The organism is Cruoricaptor ignavus, from assembly GCF_014961145.1.
GTDB lineage: Bacteria > Bacteroidota > Bacteroidia > Flavobacteriales > Weeksellaceae > Cruoricaptor > Cruoricaptor ignavus.
Genome location: NZ_CP063145.1, coordinates 465,957 through 485,179, shown reverse-complemented (window position 1 = coordinate 485,179; position 19,223 = coordinate 465,957). Strand labels below are relative to the sequence as shown.

The 19,223-nt window shown below is 46.8% G+C and carries 17 protein-coding genes; 9 read left to right on the top strand and 8 right to left on the bottom strand.

Translation table 11 applies throughout. The annotated features are described in order from the left end of the window. Positions 1–74: 74 nt before the first annotated feature. Positions 75–776, top strand: coding sequence for an SDR family oxidoreductase (locus IMZ16_RS02205; RefSeq protein ID WP_193440305.1), 702 nt, complete (start codon positions 75–77; stop codon positions 774–776). Between the two features lie 84 nt (positions 777–860). On the opposite strand, the gene porV is transcribed toward IMZ16_RS02205, so the two are convergent. Together porV and porU are read right to left on the bottom strand one after the other, a co-directional pair. Then, complete coding sequence (gene porV, locus IMZ16_RS02200) at positions 861–2,051, bottom strand: type IX secretion system outer membrane channel protein PorV (RefSeq protein ID WP_193440304.1); 1,191 nt, start codon at positions 2,049–2,051, stop codon at positions 861–863. Positions 2,052–2,076: 25 nt separating this feature from the next. Then, positions 2,077–6,039 (bottom strand): type IX secretion system sortase PorU, encoded by a 3,963-nt coding sequence (porU, locus tag IMZ16_RS02195; protein ID WP_193440303.1) that lies wholly within the window; start codon positions 6,037–6,039, stop codon positions 2,077–2,079. Positions 6,040–6,195: 156 nt separating this feature from the next. On the opposite strand from porU, the gene gldJ reads away from it, so the two are divergent. Together gldJ and IMZ16_RS02185 are read left to right on the top strand one after the other, a co-directional pair. Beyond that, the gene (gldJ, locus tag IMZ16_RS02190; RefSeq protein WP_193440302.1) at positions 6,196–7,797 is read left to right on the top strand and encodes a gliding motility lipoprotein GldJ; all 1,602 of its coding nucleotides are present in this window, start codon (positions 6,196–6,198) and stop codon (positions 7,795–7,797) included. Positions 7,798–7,854: 57 nt separating this feature from the next. After that, positions 7,855–9,126 carry a UDP-N-acetylmuramoyl-tripeptide--D-alanyl-D-alanine ligase gene (locus IMZ16_RS02185; RefSeq protein WP_193440301.1) on the top strand — a complete coding sequence of 424 codons (1,272 nt, stop codon included), beginning with the start codon at positions 7,855–7,857 and terminating at the stop codon, positions 9,124–9,126. Here the strand turns inward: IMZ16_RS02185 and IMZ16_RS02180 are convergent. Further along, positions 9,123–9,269: a hypothetical protein gene (locus IMZ16_RS02180; protein WP_159430232.1), complete on the bottom strand. Its 147-nt coding sequence runs from the start codon at positions 9,267–9,269 to the stop codon at positions 9,123–9,125. The two genes, IMZ16_RS02185 and IMZ16_RS02180, sit on opposite strands and share 4 nt — an antisense overlap. A gap of 26 nt (positions 9,270–9,295) precedes the next feature. Here IMZ16_RS02180 and IMZ16_RS02175 point away from each other — a divergent pair, with 26 nt between their 5' ends. From IMZ16_RS02175 to IMZ16_RS02165, 3 genes are read left to right on the top strand one after another with little or no spacing between them, the layout of a single operon-like run. After that, positions 9,296–10,021, top strand: coding sequence for a GNAT family N-acetyltransferase (locus tag IMZ16_RS02175; RefSeq protein WP_193440300.1), 726 nt, complete (start codon positions 9,296–9,298; stop codon positions 10,019–10,021). 20 nt (positions 10,022–10,041) lie between these two features. Continuing rightward, entirely contained in the window at positions 10,042–11,235 is a 1,194-nt protein-coding gene (kbl, locus tag IMZ16_RS02170) for a glycine C-acetyltransferase (RefSeq protein ID WP_193440299.1), read from the top strand. Positions 11,236–11,292: 57 nt separating this feature from the next. Continuing rightward, positions 11,293–11,727 (top strand): DUF4268 domain-containing protein, encoded by a 435-nt coding sequence (locus tag IMZ16_RS02165; RefSeq protein ID WP_193440773.1) that lies wholly within the window; start codon positions 11,293–11,295, stop codon positions 11,725–11,727. Positions 11,728–11,729: 2 nt separating this feature from the next. Here the strand turns inward: IMZ16_RS02165 and gldG are convergent, their stop codons facing one another. From gldG to IMZ16_RS02145, 4 genes are read right to left on the bottom strand one after another with little or no spacing between them, the layout of a single operon-like run. Further along, entirely contained in the window at positions 11,730–13,385 is a 1,656-nt protein-coding gene (gldG, locus tag IMZ16_RS02160) for a gliding motility-associated ABC transporter substrate-binding protein GldG (RefSeq protein ID WP_193440298.1), read from the bottom strand. Beyond that, positions 13,382–14,110 (bottom strand): ABC transporter permease subunit, encoded by a 729-nt coding sequence (locus tag IMZ16_RS02155; protein ID WP_193440297.1) that lies wholly within the window; start codon positions 14,108–14,110, stop codon positions 13,382–13,384. Before IMZ16_RS02155 ends, gldG begins: the two co-directional genes overlap by 4 nt. Continuing rightward, positions 14,110–14,667, bottom strand: coding sequence for a CopD family protein (locus tag IMZ16_RS02150; RefSeq protein ID WP_193440296.1), 558 nt, complete (start codon positions 14,665–14,667; stop codon positions 14,110–14,112). Before IMZ16_RS02150 ends, IMZ16_RS02155 begins: the two co-directional genes overlap by 1 nt. 56 nt (positions 14,668–14,723) lie before the next feature. Next, on the bottom strand, positions 14,724–15,554 hold the full coding sequence (locus tag IMZ16_RS02145; protein WP_073179458.1) for an SAM hydrolase/SAM-dependent halogenase family protein: 831 nt from the start codon (positions 15,552–15,554) through the stop codon (positions 14,724–14,726). Between the two features lie 103 nt (positions 15,555–15,657). Between IMZ16_RS02145 and IMZ16_RS02140 the strand changes: the two genes are divergently transcribed. Continuing rightward, entirely contained in the window at positions 15,658–16,617 is a 960-nt protein-coding gene (locus IMZ16_RS02140; RefSeq protein ID WP_073179460.1) for a PhoH family protein, read from the top strand. Positions 16,618–16,752: 135 nt separating this feature from the next. Further along, on the top strand, positions 16,753–17,283 hold the full coding sequence (locus IMZ16_RS02135; protein ID WP_227411545.1) for a hypothetical protein: 531 nt from the start codon (positions 16,753–16,755) through the stop codon (positions 17,281–17,283). A 68-nt stretch (positions 17,284–17,351) separates the two neighbouring features. Here the strand turns inward: IMZ16_RS02135 and ffh are convergent, their stop codons facing one another. Continuing rightward, positions 17,352–18,725: a signal recognition particle protein gene (gene ffh, locus IMZ16_RS02130; RefSeq protein WP_193440295.1), complete on the bottom strand. Its 1,374-nt coding sequence runs from the start codon at positions 18,723–18,725 to the stop codon at positions 17,352–17,354. A gap of 77 nt (positions 18,726–18,802) precedes the next feature. Between ffh and IMZ16_RS02125 the strand changes: the two genes are divergently transcribed. Beyond that, entirely contained in the window at positions 18,803–19,165 is a 363-nt protein-coding gene (locus IMZ16_RS02125; RefSeq protein WP_193440294.1) for a hypothetical protein, read from the top strand. Positions 19,166–19,223: the final 58 nt, after the last annotated feature.

The following is a 19,223-nucleotide window of genomic DNA, read 5'->3' as shown; positions in this document are numbered from 1 at the left end:
GGAAATTCAGGCTGCAGTTGCTGCAGCCTTTTTTGTTTCAGAAGATTTCTTACTTTTAAAGAAAATTTTAAACAATGGAAAAAAAATCAGCCTACATTACTGGCGGTACAAAGGGAATAGGTTTTGGCATTGCAAAAAAACTTTTGGCAGAAGGAATCGCCGTGGCTTTTTCCGGCAGGAAGGAAGATGATGTGAAAAGGGCAGAGCAGGAGCTCTCTCAATACGGGGAAGTTTTCGGTATTGTCTCAAATGCTAGAAATCTTTCTGACGAACAAAATGCCGCAAACCTCGCCGTACAGAAGTTCGGCAGAATCGATTACACCATCGCCAACGCGGGCCTGGGGATTTTCAAGCCTGTGGATGAGCTAAGCGAGGAAGAGTGGAACGATATGATTGATACCAACCTCACGGGCTGCTTTTTTACATTAAAAGCCACAGTGGAGCAACTGAAAAAATCCGAAGGTTATTTCATCACAATTGCGAGCCTTGCTGGCACCAATTTTTTTGAAAACGGAGCAGGCTACAATGCTTCAAAATTTGGCGTGGTAGGCTTCACGCAGGCTGCGATGCTGGACCTGCGGAAGCACAATATAAAGGCAACCACCATTATGCCGGGCTCAGTGGCAAGCTACTTCAACGGGCACACGCCCTCTGAGGAAGATGCCTGGAAAATTCAGCCAGAAGACATCGGCCAGCTGGTAGTGGATCTGATAAAAATGAACCCGAGAACCCTGCCGAGCAAAATTGAGGTAAGGCCGGCGAGAACCTCTAAATGAAAGATTGAAAAACACTTGCTTTCCCATTTAATAAAAAAGACAGCCGATTTCAGGCTGTCTTTCTTATTTCTGTATAATACGAAATTAATAATCTGCGTTAGAAGTCGGCTGCCCGAAGTTCCAGGTAAGGCCGAAGCGAAGAGTATTATCCAATGCGGAATTTTCCTTCGCCGTATTAATCAGGTAGGAAATATCAAGACCAAAATTTTGGTATTTTAAACCAAGACCCACAGTAGCAAACTGCCTGCCGCCCTGCTCCTTGCTCTCGTGGAAGTAGCCGGTGCGGATGGCAAATGCATCGGCATAGGCATATTCCAGCGCGCCGCTGAACATTATGGATTTTGGATTGCTGCTGCTGTTGAAGGACTTCCCGATGCCTTCCATCACCCCATAGTTGGGAATTTGGTATATCGGCGTTTTTATAATTTCCCCATCGATTTCTTCCTCGTTGTAGTCCACGACCTCTGCGCCAGGCACCAAAAGTTTAGAAGCTTCCAGCGTGATTCCTACTTTATTTTGATCATCAATGAAAAGATCATAGCCTGCGCCGAGCCTCATAGTAGTCGGCAGGTAGGATTTTGACTCCTCATCTCCGGAATAATCGAGCTTAGGCCCAAGGTTCTGGAATGCGAACCCCCCGCGCACCTGCCCTTCGTAATCGCCGAAGCTGTCGTGCCTGTTGGATTTGTAGAAACCTGAAACATCAATACCAAAGGTGTTTGCCGCCTTTAGCGTACTGTTGGTTCCGAAATTCCCGCCAAGATCGGAGCGGATGTAGCGGCCGGTAACCGCCATTGCGTAGGTATCGGAAAGTTTCAAGCCATAGGCTACATCCAGGGAGAATTCATTAGGTTTTGATTTTCCTAGGGAAGCAATCTCGCTGCCCACAAGCTCGTTGAGCTCTACCTCGCCCATATTAAAGTAGTATAGGCTGGCAGAAATGGTAGAGCGCTCATCCTGCCCCAGAAACTGATGATAGTTGGCATACAGAAGGAATACATCGTTCGTAAGCTTGCTCATGTATGGGGTATAATTCACGCCCACTGCCGCCGAGGTATTGCTGAAAGGAAACTTAGCAGCGTTCCAGAATTGCGAAAACGCATCCGGGGAGGTAGCCACGCCCTGGTCCCCCATACCGCCGGAGCGGGCATCGGGCGCGATTCTTAAGAAAGGTGCCCCGGTAAGTACCGGCCCGGGACCTGGATCTTCCTGCGCAAAAGCAAGTACACCTACGCCTAAGCTAAGGCTGGCAATCAGTTTTTTTGTAATCTTCATCACTCTTTTCTTTATATATTTTAAATTATTTCAAAATTACCAATTTTTCCACTGCGGTAGCGCTTCCGCGGCATTTTTCCTGGTCGGGGCTTTTTACATTCACCTTGTAGATGTAAGTGCCTCTGCCCACCGCACTACCGTGATCGTCCCTGCCATCCCACATAATTGCCTGGCGCGGCGTGCGGTAGCCCTGAAGGAACCTCTCCGAGGATACATGCTGGCGGATGCTGCGCACAAGCTTCCCAGTGATGGTATAGATCTGCACGCTGGCTTCCAGAACACTGTCGCAATTGTGTTCAAACTGGAAATAAGTTTTATCCGTAAAAGGATTTGGCCAGTTCAGCAGCCGGTTGATTGCCAGTCCCTCATCTTTTGAGTCCCGCACTACAAAGTTTAACGATGCCGTGGAGGAATTATTGTTAATATCCCAAACTTTCATCGTAAGCTGGTGATCTCCCGGGCGAAGGTTTCGCAGCGGATAGGAGACACTGCCCCTCTGAAAGTCTGCAAGATTGCCGGGGTTAGTACAGCCATTGCCGTCCCCCGGCGCGTAGAAGTCATTCAGCACCTGGGTATTTACCACCTCGCCGTCCAGTATCAGCGTAATGTCATGCCCAATGCCGGCTCCGGTGGAGTTGATGCCGGAATTGTCGGAAAGGCAGGCGAGCACTACCGGATTTTCGTTTGCAATACCGCCGTCAACAAAATTAGTGTTGTTCAAATAGAGCTGTATTTTCGGTGCCTCGGTATCGTTGATGATTTCCGAATTTTCATTAATTTGGCCCACTTTTACCGGTTTCGAGGCAAAGACATCGAATGCCTGTGATTTTGCCGTCTCGAAGTTATCAGCATAAACCAGAATTCTGCCGTCGCCGATATTGTAATCAATATCTTTCGGGATATAAAAATCCACCTCGAATCTGCCGCTTTCCACCTTCCCGGATGCCTTTACCAGGGCTGAGGATTCTTCGCTGTATTTCAGCACCGGCGTAAGGTCGCCATCGTTGTTTCTGGTTGTTTTTTCAGTTTTTTTATCATAAATATTTACCACTACTCTGCCGTTAAAACCCTGGTTGAGTGTGCCGTCATCATTTTTAATGAACCCCTTTACCACAACTTTATCCAAAGCGCGGAGCACCCCCGTAGGCGTATTGATTTCCTCTATTACGATGTTTTCCTTCGGCCTGCTGAGCCTCATCGCAGGATCGCCGAGGAAGTTTACCTTCAGGTGGTTAGAGTCGTAGCCGTGCTCTTTCTTCGCGGCGAGGTGCGCTTCGCCCAGCGTACGGAATTCGTTCTGGGAATTCTGTTCAAAAATGTGGTTGGTAAAGGTGTTCGTAAACCTCCTTCCGTAGCTTACGCCTACCGCCCGGCTGGAGGTGATCATGGTGGCTGCGCCGCCGGTGCGAAGCTTCATCAGCTGCTCGCCGGCGCTTTTCATATCCGGATCATCCCAGAGAGTAAATTCGCAGGTAATGGTAGAAACCAGCGGCAGGTGGGTAAATGCCGGGTTAAAGTTGTTAAAGGCTTTGATTTCATCCAGGGTCAGTACGCGCTCCTGCGCCCACCCGTTGATGCCGCCGTGCCCGAAGTAGAAGAGGTAGAGGCTGTTGTTTATGTCACTGCTGATCGCCTGGTTTACCAGCGGGTATCTCTGGCCGCCCGCGCTGGATTCTGCCGGGAAAGCATCCAGGTATAGCTTGCGGATGTTGTACTCTGTACGCCTGTCTTTTTCAAAATTGTTTTTGATGACAAAATCCATCACATCGTGGAAGTTCCCGTTCAGAATAGGGTTGAAAGGCTGCCCGCCCGTGTTGCCTATGCGGTCGTCATTATCATCATCCACCACGAAGTCCAGCTTCATGCGCCAGTCCCCGAAAGGGGAGCTTTGCCCGGGCAGTGCGTTGTAGTAAGCCAGCGTTTTATCCACCAAAACCTTGGCTTCCGAAAGGCTGGCAGCGGGCAATCTGCCGATGGGCAGGTCCGGCACATTGCTGCCCATAGAGGAATTTTCCCTTGTCATCACGAAATAATCATCCGTCACATAGCTTGAGATGAAATCCCCGCTGTATTCGCTCTGGTAGCTGGAAACAATGTTGTCATTCCCCTGTACGCGGTTTTTAAAATCATAGCTGGTATCCCCTAAAATCAGAACATATTTCAGGTTGCCGGTCTGCCGGTGCAGGCGGGTCACGAAGTTCCGTATTGCCGTAATGTCCCTGCTGCCGCTGCCGAATTCATTGTAAATTTGCTCCACATCTGCCACGGCTACATTAAATTTGCTGCTGTTTTCGTGATAGCTTTTCAGGCGGTTGGCTTCGGATAGAAAATTTTTCCCGGTGATAATGAGGTACTCGATGTTAGTAAGGCTCATCAGGTCCTTGCCGCCGCCGTACTGAACCTTGCCCACGAATTTCGGGAGGTAGGCAGCGCCTGCCTTGAAGGCTACAAACTCGTTCTGAAAATCATCCCGTACGGTATGGCCGAAGCGGAAATTCCCGCTGCCGGCGGCATTCAGCTTGCGCACAGGGTTTACATTGTCGGATACATCCCACACCTGCTCCAGCCCGCTATTTTCTGTGAAGCTGAATGTATATGTGCTCCCGGGATACTGATCAATGCTGTATTTCCTGAAGTTCATCTGGCTGCCGTTGAAGTTGAGATCCTGCGGATACATCACCTCGGCATAGTCGAAATAAAAGACGCCATTCGGGTTACCGGAAATATTCGGCACGGCGCTGAACTCCAGCGTGCTGCTACCGGGGGAGCTTAGTGTGCCGGTCTTTAGCATTTTGGAAAAATCGCTGCCGGACTGGTTTGCTACGCTCTGCGTGTATTTTGCTGAATTATTAATTGTGGTGGTGATGGAATTTCCCTGCGATTTATAGCCCACATAAGATGTCCTGTAATATACGGCATCCTCCTGCCTGAGGGGGGTTCTCAGCTTGAAACTTATTTTTTTCTCATTCCGCACCGCTTCCTCCACCCACACGCGGCCGAGGCGCATCAGGTTTAGTTTATCATTGTTTATAAACTGATAATCATCATAGCGTGTAATGTTCTCCCCGCCTGCGGGAGATTGTACTTCCGGAATTCTTTTTCCCGGGATGCCATCAAAACTGATAAAATAATAGGCTGCGTCCTCGTAGATGTTTTTTATATGGCGGGAGGCGTCGAACCTGGTCTCGGTGCGCGCAGCGGGGCTCTGGTTGCTGCTGTTTCTGTAAAGGTTGAAGGCATCCGGCCCCTGGGCGTAGAAGAGCGCATAATCCCCATCGTCCCACTTCCCGTCATCTTCCCCCACCACCTGTATCGCCGCCTCCTGCAGGGCGGGGTACTGGAAGTCCGCATTGTACTCCGGCAGCATCGCTCCGCCATTGCCGTAGATATGCAGGTTTTTAGGGTTTACGCTGTTGGCATTTATCCCCATTTCCTGAAGGAATTTTTTCGTGATTTTAAAAACCCCGCTTTTGTCAACCTTTATTTTGTAGAAAGTATTTTGGGATGCAAAAGGGTTGCCGTAGTCTACCTTGGCGCGCCCGGTCCCGAGCCGCTTTGCAGTTTCAGAATTTGCCGATTTGCTCTCATCTTTGTTTATTACAAATGACTTCAGGCGGAATGCCTGCCCGTTTTCAAATTTGTAGGTGGGTATCCTGATAATGGTCTCCGCGCTGCCCGCCGCTGCAAAAGTAGTGTATGGATAGATGCCGGCGGGCGCATCCCCGGATTCTTCTATCCGCAGGTCGTACACCTCTTCGGTTTTTTCCCAGACCGGGTTTTGCACCACAGGATTTTCTACTGCAGTCTTATAATTAAGATAAACATTGATGCCGTCGCTGTCGTAGCCTTCGTTTTTAAACTCGGGATAAGTTCTTTTAGTGCTGCCAAAATCGGCAATCCGTGGTTCCCCCCACTGAATTTCAACTTTTTGTGCCGCCAGGCTGCTGCCAAGAGCAAGGAGTAAAATACTAATAGGGCGCTTCCGCATCAGAGATAATTTTAAGGTTTCAAATTTAATGCAAAATAGTTTATACTGGGCTCAAAAATATTTGTTTCTTTAATCTTACCTGGAAAAACATCCAAATACTTTTTGTAGATTGGAGAAAATGCTTTTTCTTTGTACGCGAATTTTTCAAAACCGATCATGAAACGACCAAGGTTCTTAGCCGCCTTACTGATGACCTCCGCGATGCTGCTTACCGGCTGCGGAAATGTAAAAAGAGGCGGTGGTACTAAGCGCTTTACCAGCACGACAGGCTGGAAGCCAAACGATCAGAAAGGCTGGTTTTTCACCGGTAGGCAGCAAAAGGTAAAAGGCTGGCCGGGGATGGTATATGTAGAAGGTGGGACATTCACCATGGGGCTGGTTCAGGATGATGTAATGCACGACTGGAATAATACCCCGCGCAGAATGCAGGTGAGCTCATTTTTTATAGGAGAGGCGGAAATCACCAACTACGAATACCGTGAATATGTAACCTGGCTGAAGTATGTATTTCCACCAAGCGATCCGCAATTTAGGGACATCTACACCGGGGCGCTGCCGGATACCCTCGTATGGAACAATAAGCTCTCGAGGAATGATTTTGCAGAATCTTATTTCCGGGGTCCGGAGTTTGATTTTTATCCCGTAGTGGGCGTATCCTGGACGCAGGCAAACCGCTATTGCGACTGGCTGACCGATAGGGCAAACGAGAAAGCCCTTATGGACAAAGGCCTTATATCTAAAAATCTCTATTCTGATGCTGCCAACAACTCCGGGTATGCTTCTTTTACTTTGGATAAATATAAATCCAACGATCCGGAAATGCAGCAATACCTCAATACGCAGAGGATGCAGAAAAGTACCGGAATCCGTACCAATAACGAGCGGATCCGGGCTGCGAACATGAATTCCACTTCCGGCGCCGTTACAAAATTCCGACTGCCTACAGAGGTAGAGTGGGAATTCGCTGCGCTCGGCTTGCAGAAAAACCGCGACTATAACAACTACCTTGGCAAGGATCCAAAAATTCAGGATCTGCGCGGTAAAAAAGGGAGAACCAGAGGAATGTTCCTGGAAAACTTTAAATACGGCCGAGGTGACTATTCCGGTGTCGCAGGCTGGAAGAATGATGGCTCGCCCATTACCTCCGATGTACGCCAATATCCTTCCAACGACCTTGGAATCTACGGTATGTATGGAAATGTAGCAGAATGGACTGCCGATGTGTATCGCCCGATAATAGATGAAGAAGCAAGTGATTTTAACTACTACAGAGGGGCGAAGACCACTGAAATAGTAAGAAATGGCGACGGCTCATTGAAAAAAGTAGAAGCCGGCTCTGTTAAATTTGATACCCTAGCGGACGGGAGGCTTGTTTACCGGAATATGCCGGGGCAGTTTGAGCGCGAAGTAATTGCAGATAACAGTGACTTCCGGGATGGTGACTTTATGTCATCACTGGATGCGGGCTACGGACGCGAACCGGACAGTTCAGGGTCCTACAGCATGTACAATTCACCACGCACGAGATTCCGTGTGGATGAAAAAGGCCGCGTGATTCTGGAAAAAGATGAAAGGCAAAGGACTTCCGCAGTCTCTAACGAGTCCCGCGTTGTAAAAGGCGGCTCCTGGCAGGATACTGCTTACTGGCTGGATCCGGGGCAGCGCAGATTCAAAAATGAAAATAAAGCCTATGGTTGGATTGGCTTCCGCGTTGCGCAGGATGCTGCCAATGCAAAAGGAGGCAGGTCGAGGAGATAATATGAATTTTTTTCAGTAAAGCCTTCCCGTATTGGGAAGGTTTTTTATTTTTGAAAGATGAACATTTCGGATTTTTACCAGATTTTTCTAAAATCAAGCAACACCGTTATAGACAGCAGGAAGGTACAGCCAGGCGACATTTTCTTTGCTTTTTCCGGAGAAAATTTCAACGCTGCGCTGGCAGCAGAGCAGGCCATCGAGTCCGGCGCGATGGCAGCGATTGTTGAAGATAAAAATTATGAGAATCCCGACAAAAATATTTTTTACACTCCTTCCACATTAAAGTTTCTTCAGGAACTCGCAGTGCATCATAGAGAAAAATTAAACATCCCAATAATCGGGCTTACCGGAAGCAACGGCAAGACCACTACCAAAGAGCTCATCAGCGCAGTTTTGGCAGAAAAGTACAAAGTGCAGTTCACGCAGGGAAATTTAAACAATCATATCGGTGTGCCTCTTACGCTGCTTTCCGTAAAAGCCTTTCACGAAATTGCCGTGGTGGAAATGGGTGCTAATCATCAGAAGGAAATAGAATTTCTCTGCAGTATCGCCAGACCAGATTACGGATATATCACCAATTTCGGTAAGGCGCACCTGGAGGGATTTGGCGGATTTGAGGGCGTAATAAAAGGAAAATCTGAGCTTTATGATTTCCTGCTAAAAAACAGCAAAACAGTTTTGGTGAATGCTGCGGACCCATTGCAGGCAGAAAAAACTGAAAAATATCCGAAAACTATTACTTTCGGCACAGCCAATTCAGATTATGAATTTTCTCCCGCTGAAAAGGATAATTTCGTCGGGATCTGCTATCGCGATGTTTGCGCTATTTCCCACCTCACAGGTTCTTACAATTTTACGAACCTTTGCGCCGCTGCAGCTTTAGGATTGCATTTCGGCATTCCCTTTCACAAAATAAAAAATGCAGTTGAAAACTATAAACCTACCAATATGCGCTCGCAGGTTGTAGAAAAAGAAGGCAGAAAACTGCTGCTGGATACCTACAACGCCAACCCCAGCAGTATGGAGGCTTCCCTTCGGAATTTTGCTGACTTCAAAGGCACAAAAGCTGTGATTCTGGGAGATATGCTGGAGCTGGGCGCGGAAAGTAGGAGAGAGCACCAAGCTATTTTATACTTAGCTAAAACACTGAAATTCAATGAGATAATCACGGTAGGTGAAAATTTCCTTGAAGAAAACAGCGAGAATGCTTACCGAAACACCGAGCAACTCGCGGAGCATCTCAGAGAAAACCCGCCACAGTGGGAGAACATTCTGCTGAAAGGCTCCCGGGGAGTCGCGCTGGAAAAACTAATGGATGTATTGATTTAACCCCCGCAGCTCCTCAGGCCCTCTGCTCCCAAATAAAAGACCGCCAGCCAGGCAAGCCCTTTTACTGTGAAAAATACCAGACCACCGATGCCCACTCGTTTTAGCCAGGTTTTGCCTTTGTCGTTATTTTTAGTATTCATCATTATTTTTGCAAACATAATAAAAAGATATGACCGCCACCGTATTTGAAGATGAAAATCTGCGGCTCGTGGAGGAGATAGCAGGCCATCTATCTGCCGAAGGAATGAGCCCGGAAATTGTAAACGAGTACGAAGCTTCCGGGTTATATAAACTAAAAGTTTCCTTACTGGAGGAGTTCCGCGCTTTTGAAATTATTGATAAATTTTTAAACGATAATTTTCAGACTAAAACCCACGCGCTTGTCTGTGCAAAAAATGAGCAAGCAGATTTAATCTGGAAAATCCTTCAGCACGGAATCCGTCTGCGTGCCGAATCGGGAAGTGACCAATGGCAGGACGGCTATCCAAACCCTGAGGTGGTAGCCGATGATATTGCTAAAAACCAAGCCTTTTTGCTTTTAGAGAATGGAGTTGCTGTCGCTTATGCTGCATTAGTTCCCGCGCCGGACCCTAATTACGAATATATTTTCGGAGAATGGTTTTCTGATGGAAACTACATCGCGGTGCACAGGCTAGCGGTGGCAGAGGGGCAGCAGGGACGCGGCCTAGCCGGTATTTTCCTTAATATGGCTGAAGGTTATGCACTTGAAAATCAGTTTAAAAGCATAAGATTGGATACAAATTTTGATAATCTGGCAATGCTGAAAACCGCAGAAAAACTTGGATACAAATTTTGCGGGAAAGTGATGCAGAGAAGCGGGGAGCGCCTAGCATTTGAGAAACTGCTTTTAGCCGATTCCGATTTTTTAGGCTAAATTAGCGGGAAAAAAATTTTATGATTTCTGAAAAATTTTTGAAAAATCTGCAAAACGAATTGCAGAGCATTGATAACGACGGACTGTACAAAAGAGAGCGCATCATTACTTCGCAACAATCGGCGGAAATTGAAGCCAACGGAAAAACGCTGCTAAATTTCTGCGCCAATAATTATCTTGGCTTGGCGAATCATCCTGAAGTGATGAAGGCGTCGCAAGATATGATTCAGAAGCGTGGCTACGGGATGTCCTCCGTCCGCTTTATCTGCGGAACTCAGGACATCCACAAAGAATTGGAGGAAAAAATTTCCGACTTTTTGGGAATGGAAGACACGATTCTTTACGCGGCGTGCTTCGATGCAAACGGTGGCGTTTTCGAGCCGCTTTTCACGGCGGAAGATGCTATTATTTCCGACGAGCTCAATCACGCCTCCATCATCGATGGCGTAAGGCTCTGTAAAGCAGCGCGTTACAGATACAAAAACAATGATATGGAGGATTTGGAAGCGCAACTGAAGGCTGCTTCCAATCAGAACCACCGCTTTAAAATTATCGTGACTGACGGCGTTTTTTCAATGGATGGCATCGTTGCCAATCTGAAAGGCATTTGTGATTTGGCAGAAAAATACGATGCTCTGGTAATGGTGGATGATTCTCACGCCACAGGATTTATCGGGAAAACTGGTCGCGGAACGCACGAGGCAAATGATGTAATGGGCAGGGTGGATATCATCACTTCTACGCTGGGCAAAGCTTTGGGCGGTGCATTGGGCGGTTTTACTTCCGGCAAAAAGGAAATTATCGATATGCTTCGGCAAAGGTCTCGGCCTTATCTTTTTTCGAATTCTTTGGCGCCAGGAATTGTGGGTGCGGCGATGAAAGTTCTCGACCTGGTTTCTGCGGATACTTCGCTGAGAGACAGCGTGATGGAAAATGCGGAATATTTCCGTAATGAGATGAAAGTCAAGGGTTTCGACATTCCGGATGGCGATGCGGCAATTGTTCCCGTGATGCTTTACGACGCACCTTTAGCGCAAAAAATGGCTGAAATGCTGATGGACGAAGGCATCTATGTCATCGGGTTTTTCTACCCGGTTGTTCCGAAAGGCAAGGCAAGAATCAGGGTGCAGCTTTCGGCGGCGCACACCAAAGAGCAGCTGGACAGGGCTATTGCAGGCTTCGAAAAAGTAGGGAAGGAATTGGGCGTAATTTAATTTTAACATAAATTTTAGCAAAATCCTTCAGAGATGAAGGATTTTGCTATTTCAGAAATGTTTTCAAGACAGGAAGCGCAGCAGCTGAAAACGGAATTCTGGACGATTTTCGGAAAGGCTTTTCCGAGAAAATGGCTGCTGTACGACACGAAGATTAAGGATTTTTCATTTAAATTTTTTGCCGATAACAAAAAGGCGGAAGTTTCCTTGGAAATTGAAATGAAGGACGAAGCCTTACGCAAAGCCTATTACGATAAAATTTGGTCGCTGGAAAATATGCTTGCCGATTATGTTGGCGATTTTCAGAAGAATGAATTTTACACTTTGGAAAACGGCAAAACGATTTCCAGATTTTGGGTGGAAAAGCACGGCGTATCCATCTACAATAAAGATAGCTGGCGAGAAATCTTCGAATTTTTCGTTGAGAAAATGGACGGTTTCGAAAGATTTTTCTACGAATTTGAAGATTTTATTAAGGATGTTGATGTGTAAAATTACCGGGAAAATTTTCTTCGGAAATAAAACAAACTTGCGCCGAAGATTCCTATCACAAACAGCGGCAGCAACAAATTCAGCCATTGCCAAAACGCCCTTTCCTCGCTGATTCTTCTGCGGTCCAAGAGCCGTGCCTCAATATTGCGGTTCCGCAAATCAATCAAGTTGGCATCGTCCAAAAGCCAATCCAAAGCATTGCGCAAAAACTGCTCGTTCCCGAACTGCTCATTTGTTAACACATCCATTCCCAAAGGCAAAGCTTCGCCGCGCACCATTTTGTTCCTGCCCACATCACCGTCCGCAATTACAATCATCCTGTTTTCAGGGCTTTTCGCAGAAAAGTTCGGGAAAGTATTGCGCTGCATTCTCGTAGCATAGGCAGAAGGAAATTGGCCTTCCAATGCCACAGCATAGATTTTCGGCGTGCTCGGTTTTTCATTCATTCCCAAAGAATCCACGCTGGCAATTTCCTTCAGATCCACAAAATTCGGCACCTGTTTCAGCGTCGTTCTGTCGGACGATTCATACAGCACCCGCGTTTTTATCCCCGGTCTTCCAAGCGTATCGATGGAAGTTGGGAACTCAAATTTCACAGGGTTGATGTTTCGCGTGATTGGGTGGTTGGCTTCGTCGATGCCCAGCGTAAAATAAGGCCACGGCAAACTCATATATTGCGGATTGCCGCTGATTTCGCCGGTTACCAAGCGTAGTAATGCGAATTTTTTAAAATCTTTTACCAAAGACGGATTTATTCGCAATCCATAATTGAAGAAAAAATCGCCAAGATTCAGGTCTATCGGCATCGCCACCATTTTCTTCGAGCGCATCAGCGTATCCATCTCAGCATTCACCGCATCCAGCATCCACAGCGTTTTTCCGCCCTTCATTATGTATTGGTCCAGCAGCAGTTTTTCGTCATCGCTAAAGGCTTTCCGCGGTTTTGCAATTACCAGTGCCTGCGTTCTTGCAAGGTTCGGGAAATCATCCAAAGTCAGTTCCTGAAGGTTTTTCGGGATGATGGGAAAGGCGTTGTAATTTTCCGTTGCCATTTCCATAAAACCCTGGAATTCATCCGGCCGAAGTTCATCGTGGTTTACGAGGATGCCGATGTTTTTCCGTTCAGTTCGCGCCACATTTTTTATCGCGGAAATCAGGCTGTATTCCAAATTCTCGATCGAGCGGTTCAGCTGTTCATCGGCGTTTACATTCTGCTGCTGAGAAATCAGCGGCACGGAAATTCCTCTGCCTTCGTACTTGACAACGGCATAGGGGAAGAGTACAATCTGCGAAATCCTGCCGTCCCGCACATCTGGGAGCACCGATGGCTGCATCCCCATCGCCATCAGCGTGTCTTTGGACATTTTATTTTTTACAGGATCAGTAAATTTAAAACTGATATTGGGATTAATTCTTCGGAATTCTTCCAGCATAAATTTTGTCTCCGACTGCAGTTGCTTGAAGTTGGCAGGGAAATCGCCTTCGAGATAAACTTCGAACCGAAGAGGATGTTTAATCTGTGTTAAAATATTTTCGGATGTATCGGAGAGCGTGTACCGCCGGTCTGCCGTGAGGTCCAGACGGAATTTAAAAACCCCAGCCGCTCCCAGCAGGGAGATCAGGATTAAAAAAATATAAGGTAGGGTAGTTTTCTTCATTTTTTTCTTTTCAAAATCCAGCCTGCCAGAAGGAGGTTCAGCAAAATCATCAGTACAAAGTAGAAGAGGTCTCTGCTGTCGATCAGCCCCCTGGTAAATCCTTGAAAATGATAATAAAAACCCAGGTTCCGCAGGAAAAAATCCGCACTTCCTAGCAGCGAAAAATTGGCGAGCTGCTCGATCCCGAAATACATCGTAAAGCATAGCAGAAGCCCGAGGAGGTAGGCTAAGACCTGGCTGGAGGAGAGCGCGGAGCAAAGGATGCCAAGCGCAGAAAAGGCGCCGGTAAGGAGCGTGAGCCCTAAATAGCTGCCAAATGTAGCGCCAAAATCCCAGTTGCCATTGGGGATGCCCAAAAAATGGATAGTGCAAAGGTGCATTAGGGAGGGTAGGAGGCACAGAAGCCCTATGAGCCAAACGGCGAGAAATTTACCCAGAACAATGTCCGACAGTTTCACGGGCAAAGTGAAAAGGAACTGAAGCGTGCCGGTTTGCTGCTCCTCCGCGATGCTGCGCATAGTAAGTGCGGGAATTACAAACATCAAAATCCAGGGGGCAAGCACGAAATAGCTTTGCAGAGAGGCTGCCCCGATATCCAGAAGGTTGAAATCATTACTGAAGAAAAAAAGGAACGCGGCACTCACGAGGCTGAACGCAGCAAAGGCCGTCCACGCCGTGTAGCTGCCCAGATAGTTCCACAATTCTTTTTTAAAAATTGGCTTCATCAGCTATTGGATTTATTTTTTCTTCGGTTTACAAGCCGCACGGTTGCCATTATAAGAACCACAAAGCCCGCAAAACCCAGGAGGAGCTGCCACCAGTGCTCAAGTGCCAGATTCTTGAGAATCACCGTGAAAACCACAGCGAAGAGAATCAGGGTTGCAAATTCGTTTGCCATACGCAGTTTCAGGTTGTCTTTAGGCAGGTTTTCTCCGTTTAAATTTTTTATGAGCCGTACCATCTTCCAGCACCAAGCGTGGTAGGCTGCGAGGGCAAGCAGGAATGTAAGTTTCAAATGAAACCACGGCACGGAAAGCAAGCCTGGATTCATCACAATCATTACGATACCGAAGGCGAGCATAAGTACTCCTGCTGGCAGCGTGATGATGTTCCAGAGGCGTGCTGCCATGAAATTGTATTGTTCGCGGAGGATTTTCCGGCGGGTTTCGTCAAAATCATCGGTATCCTTATAGTAGACAATAAGACGCACTAGATAGAAGATCCCTGCGAAATAGCTGACCATAAAAATGATGTGCAAGGCTTTGATAACGGAGTAGGCCATCTGTTTTCCTGCTAATATATAATTGTGTATTTGTGTAATTATTTATACCAAAAAATTTACTCGTCAAAGAATTCAATATAAACCTTTTCGCCCACATTCATCCCGAAGAGTGTTTTGGCGCCGTTATTTTTATTCCCGCGGTAAATTACCAGCTCCAGAAGATTTTCTTCATTGAAAACCGCTACGGACTTCCCGTGATAGTCGGATTCATTCGCCCAGTCCTTTACAAACTCCGTGTGGTGGTTGTAGATGGAGGTAAGCGCGAGGTTGCGGAATTTCACGATATACCGCGCGTGGCCGGCAAGTTTGTTAATAAAAAACTTCTTGCTGATATTGCTCACCAGATTCCCGAAATTATCTATGTACATTACCTCGCCCACTATCATCTTTTCCGCACCCGTGTATACGGCACGCTGGAAGGAGAGGATTTTCGGGTCATCGATCTGGCGGCCTATCACCTCCGGCACACCGCCGTGCGAGAGGTGTACCGCAGCAGGCGCAAGTATGTCCGTAGCCACGGATTTCAGCTCTTCATCGAAGCGCTTCAGGGTGATTTCGTGCACGCTTTCGGGATTAATATCAAAAAAAATGAGGCTTAGCAGGCCGTTGTCCGCAGCTACGAAATAATGCCCGTCCGCGCTGTACACAATGCTCCGCACCTCCTTCCGGTAGAAGCTGTCCACCGCAATCAGGTGTACGGTACCCTTGGGGAAGTACCGGTAGGCATTGTGGATGATGTAGGATGCCTGCCGGAGGTTGTATGCCTCGATCTCGTGGGAGATATCGGCGATCACTGCCTGCGGGCTTTGGGAAAGTATCGCCCCCTTCACGGCAGCCGTGCGGTAGTCTGTAAGGCCGAAATCTGAGGTAAGGGTAATCACAGGCATTTTGCAAAAATAAGAAAGATAGGATAAAATTTACAGAAAATTTAAAATTGCCGTTTTTAGAAAAATTTCTAATTTTAGGAGCTGAAATTTCTAAAATCTTTTAATGTTTGAACTGAATTATGAACTCTCCGGCATAGACACTAAAATATTCTACGGCGTTCAGAACCAGAATTTTAACAAGATAAAATCTGCCTTCCCCACGCTGAAAATTACAGGAAGAGATCATTACATTTTCGCGATGGGCAACCGTGAAACGCTTGATATCCTTGAGAAAAAGCTGAACGATATCGTGAACTTCATCTCAAAAAACAACAGCATCAGCTTAAAAGACATAGAAAATATTCTTAGCATAAAAGATGAATTCGAAAAGCAGCTGGTGTTCGATCAGGATATCATCGTAAAGGGCGTCAACGGCAAAGTCATCAAAGCAAAAACCACCAACCTGAAAAAACTCGTTCGCGAGAGCGAAAGGCGCGATATGGTTTTCGCAATAGGGCCTGCGGGAACGGGAAAAACCTACACCAGCGTGGCACTTGCCGTGCGCGCGCTGAAGGAAAAGGAGGTGAAGCGCATCATCCTTACCCGGCCGGCGGTGGAGGCGGGGGAGAGCCTAGGCTTTCTGCCCGGCGACCTAAAAGAGAAGCTGGACCCGTACCTGCAGCCCCTTTATGATGCGCTCCGCGATATGATACCCCACGAGAAGCTGGAGGGCTACATCGAGAAAAAGGTGATAGAAGTGGCGCCGCTTGCCTTTATGCGCGGTCGCACGCTGGATGAGGCTTTCGTAATACTGGACGAGGCGCAGAATACCACGCATTCCCAGATGAAGATGTTCCTCACGAGGATGGGGATGAATGCGAAGTTCATCATCACCGGGGACCCGAGCCAGATAGACCTTCCGCCAAAACAGAGCTCCGGGCTGAAGGAAGCGATGCGCATCCTGAAAGATGTGGAAGAGATTGGCTTCGTTCACCTTACGGAAGGCGATGTAGTGCGCCACCCGGTGGTGAAGAAGATTATTTCTGCCTACAATATAGAAGAGAAGAGGCTGAGAGAAGAGTAGTAGTATGCAATTTTTTATGATTTTTTTAATTTTTTTTAAACAGAATATTTGCAGAAAGAATATTTGTTTGTAGATTTGCGCTGTAAAAATATTTAAACTATGAAAAAATTATTAGTAGCTGGTGCTCTGGCACTTATGGGAACTGCAGCTAATGCGCAGCTTCAGCAAGGTAACTGGACTGTAGGTTCTGACTTGGTAAACATGAGATTTACTAATGGTTTCGCATTAAGTCTTCAGCCGAGAGCTGCTTATTTCATTCAGGACAGATGGGCAGTTGGTGCTCATGTAGGTGTGGATGTACAAAAAGTAAATGGTGAAAGCGACACTCAGACCAACTGGGAAATTGCGCCATTCACCCGTTATTACTTTACTAGCAGCCAGATTGACTCTATGTTGAGAAACGGAGCTTTCTTCGGTGAAGCGCTAATAGGTGTGGGCGGTGTAAACAGCTCCGGCGGCGACACTACAAATGGTTTCGTATACGGTATTGGTGCTGGTTATTCTTATTTCATCACTGAGAATGTGAGTGTAGAAGGTCTTCTAAAATTTAGAGGAATCACAGGTGGAGGTAATGATTCTGACAACAATGATGTTTTCCTTGGTGTAGGTTTCAGCATCTACCTGCCTTCTGCTAAGGTTCGCCAGGTTGCAAACGACAGACAGTAATTTTTACTCTTAAAAAACAAAAATCCCGATATTTTTATCGGGATTATTTTTTGCCATAAAGTTAAATTTTATCGTCCGAACAGATTGCCCATTCCTGGCATTCCGCCCGGCATATTGCCCATTTTGCTCATCATCTGCATCATCTGCTTGCCCTGCGGTCCCTGCATCATCTTCATCACTTTTCCCATCTGGTCAAATTGCTTCATCAGTTGGTTCACCTCTTCCAGCTTTCTGCCGGAACCTTTCGCAATTCTGGCTTTCCGCTGGGTGTTGATGATGGAAGGCTTTCGGCGCTCTTCCGGCGTCATTGAATAGATGATGGCCTCGATGTGCTTGAACGCATCATCCGAAATATCCACATCCTTGATGGCCTTGCCAACGCCCGGAATCATTCCCATCAAATCCTTCATATTTCCCATTTTTTTGATTTGATGAATCTGCTTCAGGAAATCGTCAAAACCAAATTCATTCTTCGCGATTTTCTTGTTGAGCTTCCGCGCTTCTTCCTCGTCGAATTGTTCCTGAGCCCTTTCCACAAGGGAAACCACATCGCCCATTCCCAAAATCCTGTCCGCCATTCTATCGGGATAGAACAAGTCGAGCGCTTCCATTTTTTCACCGGTGGAGATAAACTTTATAGGCTTTTCCACCACGGAACGAATGGTGAGCGCAGCACCGCCCCTTGTATCGCCATCCAACTTCGTAAGTACCACGCCGTCGAAGTTCAGCGCATCGTTAAAGGCTTTAGCGGTGTTCACGGCATCCTGCCCAGTCATTGAATCTACCACGAAAAGCGTTTCCTGCGGTTTGATGAAATAATGAATCGACTTGATTTCGTTCATCATCTGCTCGTCCACGGCAAGCCGCCCTGCCGTATCCACAATCACGGTATCGTGGCCGTTTTTCCTGGCGTACTCAATGGCGTTGGCTGCAATCATCGATGGATTTGTGGCGCCTTCTTCCGTATAAACCGGGATATTAATCTGATTGCCAAGCACTTTGAGCTGATCCACAGCTGCAGGCCGGTAAACATCGCAGGCTACCAGCAGCGGTTTTTTATTTCTTTTTTGTTTTAGGTAATTGGCTAATTTTCCTGAAAAAGTAGTCTTTCCCGAACCTTGAAGTCCGGCAATCAGGATTACCGTAGGTTTTCCGGAAAGGTTGATACCTTCCTGGGTACCGCCCATCAAATCCACCAGTTCATCGTGGACGATTTTCGTCATCAGTTGTCCCGGCGTCAAAGATGTCAACACATTTTGGCCAATGGCCTTATCCTGAACTCTTTTGGTAAGGTCTTTCGCCACTTTGTAATTCACATCGGCATCCACCAAGGCACGGCGGATTTCCTTCACGGTTTCTGCCACATTGATTTCGGTAATTTTTCCGCGGCCAGAAATATTGTGCAGCGCCTTATCGAGTTTATCCTGTAAGCTATCGAACATAGAAAATTAAAATAATTGCAAAAATACAAATAGCCGCCAAGCTTTCAAAATGTGAAAAAATGAAATACTTTTGCGGAATGGTCTACCGCAAAAAAACACTGCTTTCTGCCTCGCTGGGTTTTTTAGCCGTGGCAGGCGGGATGTTTGCCTTGCAGTGGCTGGTCTGCGCATTTGGCTGGCTGTGCCTGGGCTATCGTGTGCACATCCTGATTTTCTTTTTATCGCTGCTCCTCTGCGCCACCTGCGGCGCGGCATACCTCCTGAAAGTAAAGGAAATAGGTTTCATCTATCTTGCTTTTATTATTGTAAAAATGTTTGCGCTGGGCTTTATCACCGTATATTACTCAGAGTTTAGGGAAAATGTAATCGCATATTTCGTGCTGATATGGCTTTACATTGCCGCTGATTTGCTTTTTACGGTAAAATTGTTGAGAGAATAAGATTTTTATCATACAAAAGTGGCTGGAAAATATACTACTGAACAGATAATTTTTATAT

Excerpts from the sequence above, each read along its gene's own strand:
- IMZ16_RS02205 (WP_193440305.1), top strand. The coding sequence starts at position 75 with ATGGAAAAAAAATCAGCCTACATTACTGGCGGTACAAAGGGAATAGGT.
- porV (WP_193440304.1), bottom strand. The coding sequence starts at position 2,051 with ATGAAGATTACAAAAAAACTGATTGCCAGCCTTAGCTTAGGCGTAGGT.
- porU (WP_193440303.1), bottom strand. The coding sequence starts at position 6,039 with ATGCGGAAGCGCCCTATTAGTATTTTACTCCTTGCTCTTGGCAGCAGC.
- gldJ (WP_193440302.1), top strand. The coding sequence starts at position 6,196 with ATGAAACGACCAAGGTTCTTAGCCGCCTTACTGATGACCTCCGCGATG.
- IMZ16_RS02185 (WP_193440301.1), top strand. The coding sequence starts at position 7,855 with ATGAACATTTCGGATTTTTACCAGATTTTTCTAAAATCAAGCAACACC.
- IMZ16_RS02180 (WP_159430232.1), bottom strand. The coding sequence starts at position 9,269 with ATGATGAATACTAAAAATAACGACAAAGGCAAAACCTGGCTAAAACGA.
- IMZ16_RS02175 (WP_193440300.1), top strand. The coding sequence starts at position 9,296 with ATGACCGCCACCGTATTTGAAGATGAAAATCTGCGGCTCGTGGAGGAG.
- kbl (WP_193440299.1), top strand. The coding sequence starts at position 10,042 with ATGATTTCTGAAAAATTTTTGAAAAATCTGCAAAACGAATTGCAGAGC.
- IMZ16_RS02165 (WP_193440773.1), top strand. The coding sequence starts at position 11,293 with ATGTTTTCAAGACAGGAAGCGCAGCAGCTGAAAACGGAATTCTGGACG.
- gldG (WP_193440298.1), bottom strand. The coding sequence starts at position 13,385 with ATGAAGAAAACTACCCTACCTTATATTTTTTTAATCCTGATCTCCCTG.
- IMZ16_RS02155 (WP_193440297.1), bottom strand. The coding sequence starts at position 14,110 with ATGAAGCCAATTTTTAAAAAAGAATTGTGGAACTATCTGGGCAGCTAC.
- IMZ16_RS02150 (WP_193440296.1), bottom strand. The coding sequence starts at position 14,667 with ATGGCCTACTCCGTTATCAAAGCCTTGCACATCATTTTTATGGTCAGC.
- IMZ16_RS02145 (WP_073179458.1), bottom strand. The coding sequence starts at position 15,554 with ATGCCTGTGATTACCCTTACCTCAGATTTCGGCCTTACAGACTACCGC.
- IMZ16_RS02140 (WP_073179460.1), top strand. The coding sequence starts at position 15,658 with ATGTTTGAACTGAATTATGAACTCTCCGGCATAGACACTAAAATATTC.
- IMZ16_RS02135 (WP_227411545.1), top strand. The coding sequence starts at position 16,753 with ATGGGAACTGCAGCTAATGCGCAGCTTCAGCAAGGTAACTGGACTGTA.
- ffh (WP_193440295.1), bottom strand. The coding sequence starts at position 18,725 with ATGTTCGATAGCTTACAGGATAAACTCGATAAGGCGCTGCACAATATT.
- IMZ16_RS02125 (WP_193440294.1), top strand. The coding sequence starts at position 18,803 with ATGGTCTACCGCAAAAAAACACTGCTTTCTGCCTCGCTGGGTTTTTTA.